13 protein-coding genes are annotated in these 15,498 nt (G+C 48.2%); 12 read left to right on the plus strand and 1 reads right to left on the minus strand.

What is annotated here, in order from left to right; genetic code table 11:
* The first annotated feature begins 22 nt into the window (after positions 1-22).
* From MKY28_RS09180 to MKY28_RS09220, 9 genes are all read left to right on the plus strand, one after another.
* The gene (locus MKY28_RS09180; protein ID WP_076317683.1) at positions 23-2,071 is read left to right on the plus strand and encodes a hydantoinase/oxoprolinase family protein; all 2,049 of its coding nucleotides are present in this window, start codon (positions 23-25) and stop codon (positions 2,069-2,071) included.
* The gene (locus MKY28_RS09185) at positions 2,068-4,041 is read left to right on the plus strand and encodes a hydantoinase B/oxoprolinase family protein (RefSeq protein WP_340935760.1); all 1,974 of its coding nucleotides are present in this window, start codon (positions 2,068-2,070) and stop codon (positions 4,039-4,041) included. Before MKY28_RS09180 ends, MKY28_RS09185 begins: the two co-directional genes overlap by 4 nt.
* A gap of 68 nt (positions 4,042-4,109) precedes the next feature.
* The gene (locus MKY28_RS09190; protein ID WP_340935761.1) at positions 4,110-5,246 is read left to right on the plus strand and encodes an ABC transporter substrate-binding protein; all 1,137 of its coding nucleotides are present in this window, start codon (positions 4,110-4,112) and stop codon (positions 5,244-5,246) included.
* A gap of 72 nt (positions 5,247-5,318) precedes the next feature.
* Positions 5,319-6,449, plus strand: coding sequence for an ABC transporter ATP-binding protein (locus MKY28_RS09195; RefSeq protein WP_340935763.1), 1,131 nt, complete (start codon positions 5,319-5,321; stop codon positions 6,447-6,449).
* Positions 6,446-7,363 (plus strand): ABC transporter permease, encoded by a 918-nt coding sequence (locus MKY28_RS09200; RefSeq protein WP_340935764.1) that lies wholly within the window; start codon positions 6,446-6,448, stop codon positions 7,361-7,363. The genes MKY28_RS09195 and MKY28_RS09200 overlap by 4 nt, the downstream gene beginning before the upstream one ends.
* The gene (locus MKY28_RS09205; RefSeq protein WP_340935766.1) at positions 7,356-8,201 is read left to right on the plus strand and encodes an ABC transporter permease; all 846 of its coding nucleotides are present in this window, start codon (positions 7,356-7,358) and stop codon (positions 8,199-8,201) included. The genes MKY28_RS09200 and MKY28_RS09205 overlap by 8 nt, the downstream gene beginning before the upstream one ends.
* On the plus strand, positions 8,194-9,411 hold the full coding sequence (locus MKY28_RS09210) for a Xaa-Pro peptidase family protein (RefSeq protein ID WP_340935768.1): 1,218 nt from the start codon (positions 8,194-8,196) through the stop codon (positions 9,409-9,411). The genes MKY28_RS09205 and MKY28_RS09210 overlap by 8 nt, the downstream gene beginning before the upstream one ends.
* Before the next feature lie 82 nt (positions 9,412-9,493).
* Positions 9,494-10,681, plus strand: a complete 1,188-nt coding sequence (locus MKY28_RS09215) for an MFS transporter (protein ID WP_315372408.1) — start codon at positions 9,494-9,496, stop codon at positions 10,679-10,681.
* Between the two features lie 85 nt (positions 10,682-10,766).
* Positions 10,767-11,117 carry a hypothetical protein gene (locus tag MKY28_RS09220; RefSeq protein ID WP_036613800.1) on the plus strand — a complete coding sequence of 117 codons (351 nt, stop codon included), beginning with the start codon at positions 10,767-10,769 and terminating at the stop codon, positions 11,115-11,117.
* A 281-nt stretch (positions 11,118-11,398) separates the two neighbouring features.
* On the opposite strand, the gene MKY28_RS09225 is transcribed toward MKY28_RS09220, so the two are convergent.
* Positions 11,399-12,025, minus strand: a complete 627-nt coding sequence (locus MKY28_RS09225) for an FMN-dependent NADH-azoreductase (protein WP_340935770.1) — start codon at positions 12,023-12,025, stop codon at positions 11,399-11,401.
* Between the two features lie 235 nt (positions 12,026-12,260).
* Between MKY28_RS09225 and MKY28_RS09230 the strand changes: the two genes are divergently transcribed.
* The 3 genes from MKY28_RS09230 (at position 12,261) to MKY28_RS09240 (ending at position 15,481) form a co-directional block, all read left to right on the plus strand.
* A complete protein-coding gene (locus tag MKY28_RS09230; protein ID WP_062836066.1) occupies positions 12,261-13,199 on the plus strand; it encodes a sugar-binding transcriptional regulator in 939 nt (312 codons plus the stop codon).
* Positions 13,200-13,412: 213 nt separating this feature from the next.
* The gene (gene deoC, locus MKY28_RS09235; RefSeq protein WP_036613998.1) at positions 13,413-14,063 is read left to right on the plus strand and encodes a deoxyribose-phosphate aldolase; all 651 of its coding nucleotides are present in this window, start codon (positions 13,413-13,415) and stop codon (positions 14,061-14,063) included.
* 230 nt (positions 14,064-14,293) lie between these two features.
* The gene (locus MKY28_RS09240) at positions 14,294-15,481 is read left to right on the plus strand and encodes a NupC/NupG family nucleoside CNT transporter (protein WP_036613804.1); all 1,188 of its coding nucleotides are present in this window, start codon (positions 14,294-14,296) and stop codon (positions 15,479-15,481) included.
* The last annotated feature ends 17 nt before the right edge of the window (positions 15,482-15,498 follow it).

Below are 15,498 nucleotides of genomic sequence, written 5' to 3' on the forward strand. Positions count from 1 at the left end.
CGGTGATAAAGGAGTTGAGCTTGTGGACACAATCTACCGTCTAGGCATAGATATCGGAGGTACATTCACTGATGCGCTGGTGATGGACCATCAGGGCAGGGTGATTGCGGCGCTGAAGACGCCATCGATTGCAGTAGCTCCGGAACAGGCGATTTTTAACGCACTTGATCAGTTGAAGGCGACTGGTGTGAATATTCATGAGATTGATCTGTTTGTGCATGGAACAACACTTGGTGTCAACACGTTGATTGAGCGAAATGGCGCAGTTACAGGTCTGCTGGTCACTAAAGGATTCCGTGACATTCTTGAAATCCGCCGGTTGCGACTTGAGGATACAACCAATCTGTATGGTGAAAAGACTGATGCGCTGGTACCGAGACATCGCGTTAAGGAAGTCGATGAACGGGTCATTGCGAGTGGGGGCATACTCCAGCCACTGAATGAGGAACAACTGTTGCAATCGGTGGATGAGCTGGTGGAGGATGGCGTTACCGCTTTGGCGATTAGCTTTTTACATGCTTATGTGAATCCTGCTCATGAGCAGCTTGCGGAAGATCTGATTAGGGAACGTTATCCGCAACTGTTCATCTGCCGAAGCAGCGCCATCTGGCCACAACAGCGTGAGTTCGAACGAACACTCGCAACGGCCATGAACGCTTATGTAGGTGAACGGATGGGGTCTTACTTCCTGCGTCTGCAAGAAGGGATTCAGGCATACGGCCTCAAAGCCAACTTGCTGTCGACCATGTCCAACGGTGGAATTATGACGGCTGCCAGAGCGGCTAATGAGCCGGTACGTACGCTTCTGTCCGGGCCTGCTTCCGGTGTAATCGCCGCGACGCATATTGCTGAACGAGCGGGCATTCATCAGGTCATCACATTTGACATGGGTGGGACAAGTGTTGACGTTGCCCTCATTGACAAAGAACCGAGTTATTCTTCTGAGAACAAGGTTGGAGATTTTCCTGTCATCATTCCCGCTGTTGATGTAACAGCGATTGGAGCTGGTGGTGGTTCAATTGCTTGGCTTGATTCCGTAGGCGTACTCAAGGTTGGACCGCGCAGCGCGGGAGCCAATCCCGGTCCGGCATGTTATCAGCGCGGGGGAGAAGAGCCGACAACCACAGATGCCTATCTACAGCTCGGTATCCTGCATGCTGACCATTTCCTTGGCGGACAAATGCGCCTGTATCCCGAACTTGCAGAGCGTACTCTGGGCAATCTGGGAGAGAAGCTTGGACTGAATGCCGAACAGACTGCGCAAGCCATTCTTGATGTGGCAACCGCCAATATGTATGCCCAGTTTTCTCCCCTCATGGCTCGCAAGGGTGTTGATCCCCGCGATTTTACGTTGCTCGCATATGGTGGAGCCGGCCCGATGCATGCTTTTCTGATGGCACGTGAGGTAGGTATCGGCAGAGTGCTGATCCCGCCATCTCCGGGAACACTGTGTGCCATGGGCTGCACGGTTGCCAATCTCCGCAATGATTTCGTTCATACGTTACACAAAAGCACTCAGACTCTGGAGTCTGGTGAATTAAGCTCTCTTTTTGCTGAATTGGAAAACCTGGGACGCAGCTGGGTAGATGAGGAAGCCCGTGGTGGTGTCAAGCTGGACAATATTTATTGCCTGTACAGTGCGGATATGCGATATGAGGGACAGGCCTTTGATCTTGAGGTCACGCTGACATTGGAAGAAATTCAAGATCCCAAGAAGGCAGGGATTAAATTCCATACATCTTACCAAAACGTATTTGGCATTAGTCAGCCAGAGGCAGAGGTCATGTTTGTAAGTCTCAGAGCAACCATTGTTGGTGTTTTACCTACCCATAACACGGTAGATCCGGCAAATTTGCCATTTGATGAGAGTGCAGCGGAAGAAAGGCTCATCACTTTTGACCATGTACAGCAGATTGCCAAGGTACTGAAAAGGGGACAAATTCCATCGGTGGATGCTCCCATCCCCGGGCCCATTATTGTGGAGGAATATGATACAACGATCTTTATCCCGCCTGGATATAAGGTATACCGGGATGTCCACGGGAACGTGATTGGGGAGGTGGAAGCATGATCGGCGACAAGGTCTTTCTTGAGATTTTTAACAACCGGATTCAAGCTGCCGTGGAAGAAATGGCAAATGTTGTTCTGCGTACAGGATTCACCGCTTTTGTCAAAGAAACTGGCGATTTTGGAACCTACCTCTTATCTCCATCCGGGGAAACGTTTGGGTCACCGCTGGAGACGGGTTACAACCTGTCCCTGGGCATCCCTGCTGCTGCGACCATTAACAGTGTAGAAGACTGGAAAGAAGGGGATCTCGTCATATGTAATGATCCTTATTCCACTAAAGGCATGGTCACACACCTTCCAGACATTCATCTCATCAAGCCTTATTTTCACGAAGGGCGAATCATCGCTTACGGCATGTGCTTTGTTCATTCATCCGATGTGGGCGGCAAGGTACCGGGGAGCGTATCTCCCAGCGCCTACGATATTCATATGGAAGGCATTCGAATTGCACCAGTCAAACTGTATGAAGCTGGTGTTCTGAACGAGCAGATCCTGCGAATGTTTATGGACAACAGCCGAATTCCGGAGCAAAATCTCGGTGATCTCAAAGCGCTTATGGCTGCATTGAATCGGGGAGAGCAACGGCTTGAGGAACTCATTGCACGATATGGCGTGGGAAAAATCCAGCAGGGCATCGAACATTTGCTGGAATATGCCGAGCTGAAGGCACGTGTTATCGTGCAAGATGTCCCGGACGGTTCCTATGACTTCTGGGACTATCTGGAGAAAGGACCAGGGGGATATCCTATTCGGTTGCGTTGCAAGATGACGATTGCAGGTAGTGACATTCATCTGGACTTTAGCGGCACCGATCCTCAGGTTAGGGCTTCATTCAACATTCCTACCCACAACCAACAGGGTCATTACATGCTGGTGCCCGCACTCATTCGTTATTTCCGTACGCTCGATCCGACCATTCCTTGGAATTCGGGCATGATTCGTATGGTGCGAAATTACGCGCCGCCTGCTTCCGTACTAAACCCGGAGCCGATGGCAGCAGTTGGGGCACGTGCTGCGACCTTTATCCGGCTGATGGACGTTATCACGGGAGCACTAGGGAAAGCTCAGGGCAGCATGGTTCCCGCGGCAGGAGCTGGACAAGCTTGCATCGTCATGATGGCGATGACAGATGCATCCGATGGCAAGAAAAAGGTGGGCGTAATTCAGCCGATCTGCGGAGGTTCGGGAGCTAGGCCGATGAAAGACGGCATTGATGGCATGGATTTTGCGGTCGGTCATCTTCGGAATATTCCTGCGGAAACGGTGGAATCCGAGATGCCTGTGTTGATTGAGCATTATGGTCTTCGTGCTGACTCGGCGGGTGCAGGAACCTTCCGTGGCGGAAGCGGGATTGACCTGTGCGTCAGAATTCTAACACCGGATACGGTGATGACGGCCAGAAACATGGAGCGTATGGAGTTCCAGCCCTGGGGCAGGCTCGGTGGTGGCGTAGGTTCACATGGAGAAGCGATTCTTAATGCTGGACGTGCAAGTGAGCATCATCTGGGAAGAATTGATGAGCTACTGCTTCAACCTGGAGAAACGGTTACGTTCCTGTCGCAAGGCGGAGGCGGATATGGTGATCCACTTGAACGTGAACCACGCCTAGTTCTGGAGGATGTAAGAAGTGGGCTGGTATCCCCGGAGAAAGCTCTTGAGTTATATGGTGTTGTGATTGACGGCCTGGAGCTGAACGAGAGCGATACCGAACAAATGCGAGCCAAGCGACCACGGCAGCAGGAGGAATTCGCCTTTGGCAAGGCGCGGGAGCAATTTGAAGACATATGGAGCGATGAGATGCAGGTAACACTGAATCAGGCCTTGCTGAATGCTCCGCTTGCACTAAGAGACTACCTGAAGCGTCAGACCATGGGCGTTGTAGAGGAGAAGTATAAGGATTCCCTATCTGTAGATCCACGGGAGATATCCGACATTATGGAAGGTTTACGCCAGCAAATAGGGTTGCATTGATCAAGTGTATGGAGACTATCTAGTTCTGTCTTATCGGTAAAACCAACTACATGGATGGGGGAATTTGCATGTTCAAATCCAACAAAAAACGCTTTCTCAGCCTCGCCTCTCTGACACTGGCCAGTACATTGGTGCTTTCCGCCTGCGGTGGGGCAGGCAACTCAAGTAATACTGCCGGAGAGAGCGACTCATCAGGAGCAAGCGGAGACAAAGTTAAGCTGACGATGTTTATCTGGGCTGGCTCCAATCAGGATGTCGTTCCGAAAGAAGTGGTTGCCGAGTATGTGAAAGAACATCCCAACGTTGAAGTCACCTTTGAGGAATCCTCCAATTCGGTAATGTACCCCAAGATGGTCGCAGGCAAGCAGGCTGATGCCAACAATCCAATTGTTAACTTCGGTTACTTCAATGCAGATGCGACGGCAAAAGGCTTGAATGATGACATGTGGGAGCCACTGGATACCAGCATTGTGACCAATATTAAGGATATTCCCGAGTCCTTCCACAAGCCAGACAATAAAGGTGTGGTCTGGGGCGTTTCGAGCTTCGCCCTGGTATATAACAAAGATCTGGTGAAAACGCCACCTACCAGCTGGAACGATCTATGGGATAACGAGGAGTTCAAAGGAAAAACTGCGCTCTGGGACTACATGTTCTATTCCTATATCTCCCCACTTATTGCTACCAAAGGTCAAGAGATTGGCGCATCCTATGAAAATCCCGAGCCAGCCTTCCAGTTCTGGGCAGATCGCAGTGACCAGATTGGCACATTGGTTTCATCCAATGATCAGCTGAAGGCACTGCTGGAGTCAGGTGATGCGCTCATTGCCCCATTCAGTGCACAGGTTGCACAGACATGGATTGATGGTGGTTCTCCACTGGCCGTAGCGTATCCGAGTGAAGGTGCCATCTCCTTCCCGTACACACTTCAGGTAGTGAAGGGCTCAACACCTGAGCAGGCACGTGTTGCAAATGAAATTATTAACGAGTTGTTGAGCGCCGAGGCGCTGTCACAATATGCAGAAGCAACGGGTACGCCAGTAACCAGTACGACTGCTGCAGTTCCGGACAAGTACAAGGATGATCCTTCATTCTCCGTCGAAACGCAAAGTAATGGTATTAATCCAGACTGGGATGTGCTTGCACAGAACAGTTCTTCCTGGAAGGAACTATGGGACCGCCTTGTGAAAACAAAGCTTCAATAAAACGATTGTTGCCAGGCACACAACGATTCCGGGTTCTGTTATGAACCCGGAATGGATGGGAGGGAATCAGAGATGAGCAGCGGACAAGAGACCATATCCATTGAAACAAGGGAAGTCACGAAGACTTATGGTGAGCGAGCCGCCGTTGATCAAGTAACACTCCAAGTGAAAAAGGGGGAATTCGTTTCCTTGCTTGGTCCGAGTGGCTGTGGCAAAACAACACTGCTGCGCATGCTTGGCGGACTTGAGCAGCCGGATCAGGGCACCATTATGCTGGGAGGTCGAGATGTTACTGGCATCCCGGCTTATGGACGCAATAGCAATATGATTTTTCAGCAGCTTGCGCTGTTCCCTCATATGGATGTATTCAACAACATTGCCTACGGACTAAAGGTGAAGAAGTTACCAAAAGCCGATATCCAACGGCAGGTAGGTGAAATGCTTGATCTGGTCCAGCTCGGAGACTATGGCAGGCGTGCTGTATCCGAGCTGTCCGGGGGTCAGGCCCAACGCGTCGCCATTGCTCGCGCACTGATCAACAGACCCGAAGTGCTGTTGCTTGACGAACCTCTCTCGGCATTGGACATGCAGCTGCGTCTTAATATGCAGCGTGAACTGAAACGCATCCAGCGTGAATTCGGCGGAACGTTTATCTTTGTAACGCATGATCAGAGCGAAGCCATGAATATGTCTGACACAATTGGCGTCATGCGTGCCGGAAAGCTGCTGCAATACGCAAGCCCTGATGAAATCTATGAAAGACCGGCCGATAGCTTCGTGGCCAAGTTTATTGGAGATACCAATCTCTTTGAGACGGAAGTGTTAGGACAAGAGGTGAATGGAATTCGGGTAGAATGCTTCGGCAAGCCATTGCTGGTGAAAATCAGTGATGGCAATGCTGTACCGAAAGCGGGAGCACGACATTCCTTATCAATCCGCAATGAGTATATTCGACTTGGAGAAGATGCAACTCATTGCCTGAACAAGCTGGATGGACACGTGATTGAAGCGGTGTATGGCGGAGCAAATATTCGATACAGCGTGCAGATTGCGGAAGGTTTTCTGGTTCAGGCCAGTGTGCTGCATCAGCGGGGAACCTCACGTTATAGTCCAGGTGAGCCAATACAAATTGGCTTTGACCCGGAGGACGCGCTCTTGTTATCCGAACCCATTGATGACCTTGTACAGGGGGCAAGAATATGAACCGGATCGCGGAACGGATCGTGAATCTGTATTCCTTTGGAAACCGTACATGGGTAACCCGGTTGCTGCTTCTGTTGCCTGCGCTTGCTCTGATGGGCATCGTGTATCTGGGCGGGTTGCTGATCTTTGGCAGATATAGCTTTGATATGTATGAGAATGGAAAGCTTATTCGGGGCTGGGATTGGGGGGCCTATCGTGCGTTTCTGTCCGACCCTTATTATTGGAAGCTGATTGGCACAACGTTTCGCATTGCCTTCAAGGTTACGCTATGGAGTCTTCTGCTTGCCTACCCACTGGCGTATTGCATTGCGGGTCTAAAGAAACCTGGCATGAAGCAATTGTTGTTGCTGCTCACGTTTCTCCCGCTACTGGTCAGTGCGGTTGTACGTTCTTATGGATGGCAGCTGTTGTTGTCCAAACAGGGGTTCATGAACTGGCTGTTCATCCGTCTGGGGCTAACCGAGGAAGGGTTCAGCATGATATACAACGAGACAGGTGTTGTCGTGGCCCTTGTCCATATTTTCCTGCCATTTATGGTCTTCCCGATCCTGAATGTACTGTCCCAAAGTGACGCCTCCTTAAAGGCAGCTGCTCAGGATTTGGGGGCGGGCAGCTGGCGAACGTTCCGGACCATTACCCTGCCTTTATCGGCAAGAGGTATTGCAAGCGGGGTGCAGATTGTGTTCACGCTATGTCTCACCGCATTCACCACACCTCAGCTGATCGGCGGGGGAAGAGTCATGACACTTCCGGTATTTATATACCAGCGAACCTTGGACACGAACTGGCCGATGGCTGCGGTTGCCAGCCTGTTTTTACTTGTGTCTTCCATTGTTGTTTCGTTGCTTGTGAATAAAGGAGCAGAAATGCTGATGTTCCGTCGTTCCCGTAAGGGAGGTCAGGCGTATGGTTAAGTCCAACAGGGGCACCAAGCTGTTACTCTACATCTTTGTGAGTGCCGTAGCGATTTATTTGCTGCTGCCACTGCTGATGATTATGTTGACATCTGTAGGCTCAGGTTCAGCCACCAAATTTCCCCCGGAAGGTCTCACCTTGAAGTGGTATGCCAATCTGAGTGAGCAGACCCAGTTTCTCGATGCATTCAAGAACAGCCTTATTGCTTCTACAGGGGCGGTTCTGCTGGCTTTAATTACGGGTACACTTGCTGCGCTAGCGATCGTGCAGTATCCTTTCCCGGGTTCTGGCATCTTAAGAGCATTTTTTGTATCTCCGATGGTTATGCCAAAAATTACGCTGGGCATCGCATATTTGATCTTATTCTCGAAAATGCATATTGCTGGAGGATTGTTTGCGCTTATTTTGGGTGAAGCGGTCATTGTGCTGCCATTTGTGCTCACTATTGTTGGCAGTGCATTAGCCAATCTGCACCCGGCTCATCGGGAAGCTGCCGCGGACCTTGGTGCTGGGCCGATACGCATTTTTTTCACAATTACGCTGCCACAGCTCCGACTATCCCTGCTTTTGTCAGGGTCAATCGCTTTTGTCTTCACTTTTGATCAGGTAGAGGCTGCTCTGTTGCTGCTCCGTCAGGACAGCTACACGTTGCCAATACAACTATTCCTGTATATGGAGAAATGGCAGGACCCAACGATAGCCGTGGTGTCTGTTGTTCTGATCGCGTTTGCGCTGGCTCTGTTTATGACGATTAAACTAGTGTTGCGCTCTGTACCAGGACTTGAAAGTTTGTTTGGTCGCAGGAAAACAAAAGGAGGTCTGGATCAAAATGAATAATTCACAGCATCTATCCCATAGCTCAGGTCTGAACCGGGACCGAGCGGAAGAAGTGATGAAAACTCAGGGGCTAAGCGCCCTGATCGCAACAACTCCAGAGAACATTCAGTATGTCATCGGGTCCCAGCTGCGTGCAAGCAATTGGACCATGCAGATTTATGCGGTTTTACCTGCCGACAGATCTGCTAAGCCTTGTATCGTCATTCCGACGAATCGGTTAGGCGTTGTAGCCCAGTTCGGTATTACGGGGGTAGATATATTTGCTTACAGTGATTTCTTCGTGGAAGGTTCAATTGAAGGCAAACCTTCCACTGACGACATTGATCTCTTTTATTCTCTCCTGCAAACGACGGTTATTCATCCAGGTCCTGTTGAAGCACTCAAGGCTGCATTAAAACAGCTTGAGATCGAAGATCAGCCGGTTGGCATCGATGAGATGCGGATCGCTCCCGATATTCTGGCTAGAATCAGGGAGGAGCTTCCTGAAAGGCCGGTGGTTTCCGCATATAAACTGTTCCGACAAATCCGCCTGGTTAAGACACCTTTCGAAATCGAGCAACTGCGCCAGGCTGCTCAATTAAATGAACGGATTGAGCAGGAGCTGATTGACCTGATTGCAGCAGGTGTTCATGAGAAGCAACTTGCCGATCATTATCGTCTGGCTGTGATGAGAGCGGGTGGGACTCCGGCAATGACAGCGGTAGGGGCAGGGCCACGTAGTGCGCTACCACTCATCGAAAATTATTTTCATACGATTGAGACCGGAGATCAGATCCGTTTCGATCTTTGCCTGCAGCTGGAAGGATACTGGGGAGATACGGGCCGCACGGTTGTTGCAGGGGAGCCTACCGCTTGGATGAAAAAACATTTTGCTGCGGTCAAAAGTGGATGGGAGACGGCACTTGAAACGGTGCGCCCTGGCGTCAAGGCGTCGGAAGTATTCCATGCGGCAGTATCTCGCGTACAGCGTGAAGGGATTCCACATTACCGACGTCAGCATGTCGGACATGCCATCGGGTTGGAACTGTACGACGATATAACCCTCTCCCCTGGGGACCAGCGTATACTGGAGCCCGGTATGGTGTTATGTGTTGAGGTACCATATTACGAGCTAGGTGCTGGTGGATTCCAAATCGAAGATACAATTGTTGTAACGCCAGATGGTTATGATTTTTTAACCCATATGGAGCGGAATTTGTTCACTAAATAACGATAGATGGAAGGCTTCGCTGACCGGCGATCAGACCACAGTCGATCCAAGAAGCTTTCTTACTGGGAAAGTTGGAACATCCATGATTCAGCAGGGAACTAAGACGTTTCGTAACATTAGCCTTGCGCTGTTCGCCGGAGGTTTTGTCACTTTTGCTTTGCTCTACAGCCTCCAGCCCCTGATGCCTGAGATTAGCAACGCATTCTCCATTACGCCGGCACACGCCAGTCTTACGTTATCCGTTACAACGATCGCCATGGCACTGACGATGCTGTTCATCGGGTCCTTGTCTGATTCTGTGGGCCGACGCTTTATAATGACAGCTGCACTGGTGATATCTTCTGTTATTGCTTTGCTCAGCGCATTCAGCCCGGGATATACGGAGCTTCTTCTACTTCGTATTCTCCAGGGTGTGGCACTCGCGGGGTTGCCAGCGATAGCTATGACATATTTGTCAGAAGAAATTGAACCTAGAAGTCTTGGTTATGCTATGGGCCTATATATAAGTGGCAATTCGATAGGAGGCATGGCCGGCCGTTTCATCAGCGGTGTGGTGACAGATTGGTTCAGTTGGCGCGCTGCTGTGGGTTTCATTGGTATTCTTGGACTGTGTGCAGCCGTTATTTTTTGGCTTGTCATCCCGCCATCCCGTCATTTTGTCAAAGCTGCACCCGGATTCAAAAATCCAATACCTCTTTTGTGGTCACAATGTCGCAATCCAAGGCTGTTATGCCTGTATGGACTCGGTTTTCTCCTGATGGGGGGATTCGTGACCCTGTTCAACTATATCGGTTTTGAATTAACGGGTGAACCCTATCATCTTAGCCAGTCTATCGTTGGAAGTCTTTTTGTGGTATATCTGATGGGCACGGTAAGCAGCACCTGGATGGGCAGGCTGGCAGATCGGTACGGCAGGTCACATGTGCTTGGAATCGCGCTGGGAATTATTCTGGCTGGTGCAGTCTGTACCGTTCATCCAGCGCTTTGGGTCAAAATTATCGGACTCGCCCTGTTTGCCTTTGGTTTCTTTGGCGGTCATTCCATCGCAAGCAGCTGGGTTGGACTCGTGGCCAATCAGCACAAATCCCAGGCCAATGCGTTGTATTTATTTTTCTACTATCTTGGTTCAAGCGTAAGTGGAACAGGAGGTGGACTGCTTTACAGTCATCTTGGATGGATAGGCATTGTGGGGATGATCGGTGTGTACGTTTTGATCGGTTTTGTCTTGTGTAATTTGCTTGTTCACAGGTTGAAGGGACAGGCTACATAAATCAACTTTTTCCGACAGCTATTGCATATCCTGAAATACCGAGTATAATACTTGGTAAATAGACGAAAAGGGGATGCAATAAACGATGAAAACACATGCTGAATTGAACTCACTTCTTGTTGACGATTATCTGGATCTCCTGAACATTGCGAAACAGCTAGGTGATGACGAATGGAAAGATGCTATTCTGCAAGCATTGAAGGAAGAAGTCGATGCGAATCATCATCTGGATTCCAAAGAGGTAAGACAGGATTTATGGATTCAATTTGAAGGCATTAATGAACAAATGCATGATCTGTTAATGCAATTGAAGCATGCCGACAGTCCTGAGGAAAAAGAACAGATTATTGAAATGATCTGGGGATTGAAAGTAGACCGTCATGCGATCACACGTAAACTTGAAACCATGAGCCGTGCCAGTGCTGGACATCAGTAAGCTCTAGGTTGATTATACATTGAAAACCCGCGTGTTTCCTGGGATTATCCCCTAGGTCGCACGCGGGTTTTGTTTTTGCTTTATTGTTTACTACACTTTAGTGAGTGTTCAAAAAGGTCGGTTTTCAGTACCGAGAAGATGGGATGAAGCTAGAAATGGAGTAGCGGAGCGTAGGGAAAACTACGTGAGCAACGGACATTTCGGCTGAATTCCATATTCGATGCTGATGATGCCATTAGGCATCCTTCGTAATCAAAAGCGGACTTTTTGAACTACTTCTATTAAAACTGTTTTGCGAAAGTGCGTGCTTGTTCGATAGCTTGTTGCTTGATCTCATCTGCACGATCTTTATATTGATTATGCCCCTCAACAAAAATGCCATCAAGCTTCGGCACACCGAGGAATGACATGATAATGCTTAAGTAACGATGACCGGATTCCATTTGAGCCGCTGGGCCATCGGAATAAATGCCGCCGCGAGCCTGAATATGCAGTGCTTTTTTATCAGACAGCAGTCCGACAGGACCTTGTTCGGTATAACGAAATGTTTTGCCAGCTACGCAGATCGAGTCCACATAAGCCTTCAGAATAGGAGGGAACGAGAAGTTCCACATCGGGGTTACAAAAACATATTTATCTGCTGAGGCAAATTGATCCGACAGTTCATTCAAACGGCTTACTTTAGCCTGCTCTTCGGAAGTCAGATCACTACCCGATTGCAGTTTGCCCCAACCACTGAAGACATCCGCATCGATATGGGGGATATCCGAGCGATACAGATCGAGGTGAACAACCTCATCAGAAGGGTGACTTTCACGATACGCATCAATAAATGCTTTGCCCGTAGCCATGCTGAAGGAGGTTTCATGATCGTGAGGATGGGCAGTAATATACAATAAGGTAGACATGTAATTCTTCCTCTCTGTGCGATTCATGGGGGAACCGATGTTTGTTAGTAATAAAGCGACCGCAGTAGTATGCATCGTTTCCCCATTTTTATACGTCAGAAAAGATATGAATGGATTGATCATGATACTGAATTGGATGCTTTATAGTGACCAGATACTCAATCCATGTATAATATACAGGACGAGTATTTATTTTCCAAAGACAATAGGATGAGTGAGATGAGCGCACATGGGAATGGATCTGGAGAAGCAACGATTAAGCATTGAAGCAGCGAAATTGTATTATCAGTCCGATTATAGCCAGCAGGATATTGCCGCAAGATTGGGCGTGTCGCGTCCAACCGTATCAAGGTTACTTCAGTACGCCAAAGATCGTGGATACGTCCGGATTGAAATTATGGACCCGCTGGAGGATATCGACATCATTGCCGGAGAACTCAAGTCAAAATATGATCTGGATACGGCACTTGTGTGTTTTGCCCCGTTGAAGAGTGATGAGGAAATACAGAAGCATATCAGTAAACGAGCAGCGGATTATCTTCAAGAGACGGTTCAGGATGCAGATATTATCGGGGTGACTTGGGGAACAACCATGCATGCTGTAGCACGCCAACTTCGTCCCAAGCAGGTTAAAGGTGTCGAAGTCGTGCAATTGAAGGGGGGCGTAAGCCACTCCCATGTCAATACCTATGCCGCTGAGATTGTTCATTTGTTCGCTGAGGCATTCCATACGGTACCAAGGTATCTGCCGCTGCCTGTGATTTTCGACAACATTGAAGTAAAAAACATGGTGGAAGCGGATCGACATATCGGCAGAATCGTGGAACTTGGCAGACAGGCCAATATTGCTTTGTTTACCGTGGGTACTGTTAAAGAAGATGCATTATTGTTCAGGCTCGGTTACTTCAATGAAGAAGAGCAACAATTGCTGATGAACTCCGGTGCAGGTGACATTTGTTCACGCTTTTTCGACGCGGAAGGTCAGTTGATCAGTGAAGAGATTAACAGCAGAACCGTTGGAATTGATCTAGCCGAGTTGAGAAATAAGGAAAAATCAATCCTTGTCGCTGGGGGACAACGCAAAATTGAAGCCATACACGCCGCGCTCAAAGGTCATTACGCAAATATTCTGGTCACGGATCAGTACACAGCGCAGGCATTACTTCGATTTTAATTTCAAATGGATATGGATGACAACATCTGCCACGTAAAAAGGGCGGATGTTTTGCTTTTTTAGGAAGAAAATATAACGAAGAAGAAATGTAAGTGTAACTGTGAACAAAAGTTCAAGTTGATTTTTACATATGTTCATGTTAGTGTAAGTGTATAGAAAATAACTAGTTCAGATAAGGGAGAGATTTAATTGACTACACCACAATTAGCGAAAATGATCGACCATACGTTGCTTCGTGCGGACGCAACGCAAAGTGAAATGGCCAAGTTAACCGAAGAAGCGAAACAATACCAGTTTGCTTCCGTATGTGTTAATCCAGGCTGGGTTGCTTATGCTGCTGAGCAGTTGCAGGGTACTGGCGTAGATATCTGCACCGTTATTGGTTTCCCTCTGGGAGCATCTACATCGGAGACAAAAGCTTTCGAAACTAAAGATGCGATTGCTAAAGGTGCAACTGAAGTCGATACGGTCATCAACATCAGTGCTTTGAAAGATGGCAAAGATGATTACGTTGAACAAGATATTCGTGTTGTCGTTGAAGCGGCTGCGGGTAAAGCTTTGGTGAAAGTTATTATTGAAGCTTGTCTGTTGACGGATGAAGAGAAAGTACGTGCTTGTCAGGCAGCTGTGCGAGCTGGAGCTGATTTTGTTAAAACTTCTACAGGTTTCTCCACAGGTGGAGCAACGCCAGAGGATATCGCTTTGATGCGTCGTACTGTAGGTCCTGATGTTGGCGTTAAAGCTTCCGGTGGCGTACGTAGCCTGGAAGATATGCAAAAAATGATCGAAGCGGGTGCAACTCGTATCGGTGCAAGTTCTGGCGTGAAGATTATGCAGGGTGGTCAGTCTACATCTTCTTATTAAGCAAAAGCATCTTATTAAGAAAAAGCTTAATAAATAAAAGTAATGTTATATTCTCTGTACTTGGGCATTCGACTCAGGTACAGGGAATACAACTTACACTTGTATTTTAAATAACGGAACTAATTGTAAGCGCTTCATAAGTTTTCTGAAAGATTACTGATAAGAATGCTTAAGAGCCCTTTGAGCTGAATTTTCACATCCGGCTTAACTACCTTCAAAGGAGAAATCAAATGAAATTTCTAATTGCCATTATCGGCTTACTCGTTGTTTTTGGACTGGCTTATATCGCAAGCAACGGCAAAAAGCAGATTCGTTACCGGCCGCTGGCTATCATGATTGTTTTGCAAGTTATATTAGCTTATGCTCTGTTGAATACAGGAGTGGGTACTTTTTTAATTGGCGGTTTCGCGACCGTATTTAAAAGTTTACTCGACTATGCGAATGAAGGTATCGCATTTGTATTTGGGGGTTTGACTACTGTAGGTGCCGAAAGCGGGGGGGCACCGTTCTTCCTCAGCGTATTGATGCCGATTGTTGTCATCTCCGCCCTTATCGGTATATTGCAGTATATCCGAATCTTGCCTTTTGTTATAAAATATATTGGTCTGGTATTAAGCAAAATCAACGGAATGGGCAGACTGGAATCATATAACGCGGTTGCTTCGGCTGTATTGGGGCAATCTGAAGTGTTCATTTCTGTGAAAAAACAAATTGGGTTGTTGCCAAAACATCGGCTGTACACCTTGTGTGCTTCGGCGATGTCCACGGTATCGATGTCGATTGTTGGTGCTTATATGACCATGATCGAGCCGAAATATGTGGTTACAGCTCTTGTACTGAACCTGTTTGGCGGTTTTATCATTGCTTCTATTGTGAATCCTTATGAGGTTACAGAGGAAGAAGATATATTGGAAGTACAGGAAGAGGAGAAACAGTCCTTCTTCGAAATGCTCGGCGAATACATCCTGGATGGATTCAAAGTTGCTATCATCGTAGCTGCGATGTTAATCGGTTTTGTTGCCTTGATCGCACTTGTTAACGGAATTTTCAGCGCGGTGCTTGGCATTTCGTTCCAGGAGCTACTTGGTTATGTGTTTGCACCATTTGCCTTCATCATGGGTGTTCCATGGAAAGAAGCGATTCAGGCAGGAAGTATTATGGCAACCAAAATGGTATCCAACGAATTCGTAGCTATGCTTAATTTGAAGGAGACTGCAATGTCTGCCAGAACAACGGGTATCGTATCTGTCTTCCTCGTGTCGTTCGCCAACTTCTCCTCCATCGGTATCATTGCTGGTGCGGTGAAGGGACTCCATGAGAAGCAAGGTAATGTGGTCGCCCGCTTCGGTCTGAAACTGCTTTACGGTGCTTCGCTTGTCAGCGTGCTGTCAGCGATCATTACTGGACTGTTCTTGTAAACCGGATTATTGGAAGG

It is taken from the genome of Paenibacillus sp. FSL R5-0473 (genome assembly GCF_038004565.1).
In the GTDB taxonomy this organism is placed as follows: domain Bacteria; phylum Bacillota; class Bacilli; order Paenibacillales; family Paenibacillaceae; genus Paenibacillus; species Paenibacillus amylolyticus.

What these genes read in the sequence shown, in the direction of transcription:
- MKY28_RS09185 (WP_340935760.1), top strand. Translation starts at nt 2,068, where the DNA reads ATGATCGGCGACAAGGTCTTTCTTGAGATTTTTAACAACCGGATTCAA.
- MKY28_RS09190 (WP_340935761.1), top strand. Translation starts at nt 4,110, where the DNA reads ATGTTCAAATCCAACAAAAAACGCTTTCTCAGCCTCGCCTCTCTGACA.
- MKY28_RS09195 (WP_340935763.1), top strand. Translation starts at nt 5,319, where the DNA reads ATGAGCAGCGGACAAGAGACCATATCCATTGAAACAAGGGAAGTCACG.
- MKY28_RS09200 (WP_340935764.1), top strand. Translation starts at nt 6,446, where the DNA reads ATGAACCGGATCGCGGAACGGATCGTGAATCTGTATTCCTTTGGAAAC.
- MKY28_RS09205 (WP_340935766.1), top strand. Translation starts at nt 7,356, where the DNA reads ATGGTTAAGTCCAACAGGGGCACCAAGCTGTTACTCTACATCTTTGTG.
- MKY28_RS09210 (WP_340935768.1), top strand. Translation starts at nt 8,194, where the DNA reads ATGAATAATTCACAGCATCTATCCCATAGCTCAGGTCTGAACCGGGAC.
- MKY28_RS09215 (WP_315372408.1), top strand. Translation starts at nt 9,494, where the DNA reads ATGATTCAGCAGGGAACTAAGACGTTTCGTAACATTAGCCTTGCGCTG.
- MKY28_RS09220 (WP_036613800.1), top strand. Translation starts at nt 10,767, where the DNA reads ATGAAAACACATGCTGAATTGAACTCACTTCTTGTTGACGATTATCTG.
- MKY28_RS09225 (WP_340935770.1), bottom strand. Translation starts at nt 12,025, where the DNA reads ATGTCTACCTTATTGTATATTACTGCCCATCCTCACGATCATGAAACC.
- MKY28_RS09230 (WP_062836066.1), top strand. Translation starts at nt 12,261, where the DNA reads ATGGATCTGGAGAAGCAACGATTAAGCATTGAAGCAGCGAAATTGTAT.
- deoC (WP_036613998.1), top strand. Translation starts at nt 13,413, where the DNA reads ATGATCGACCATACGTTGCTTCGTGCGGACGCAACGCAAAGTGAAATG.
- MKY28_RS09240 (WP_036613804.1), top strand. Translation starts at nt 14,294, where the DNA reads ATGAAATTTCTAATTGCCATTATCGGCTTACTCGTTGTTTTTGGACTG.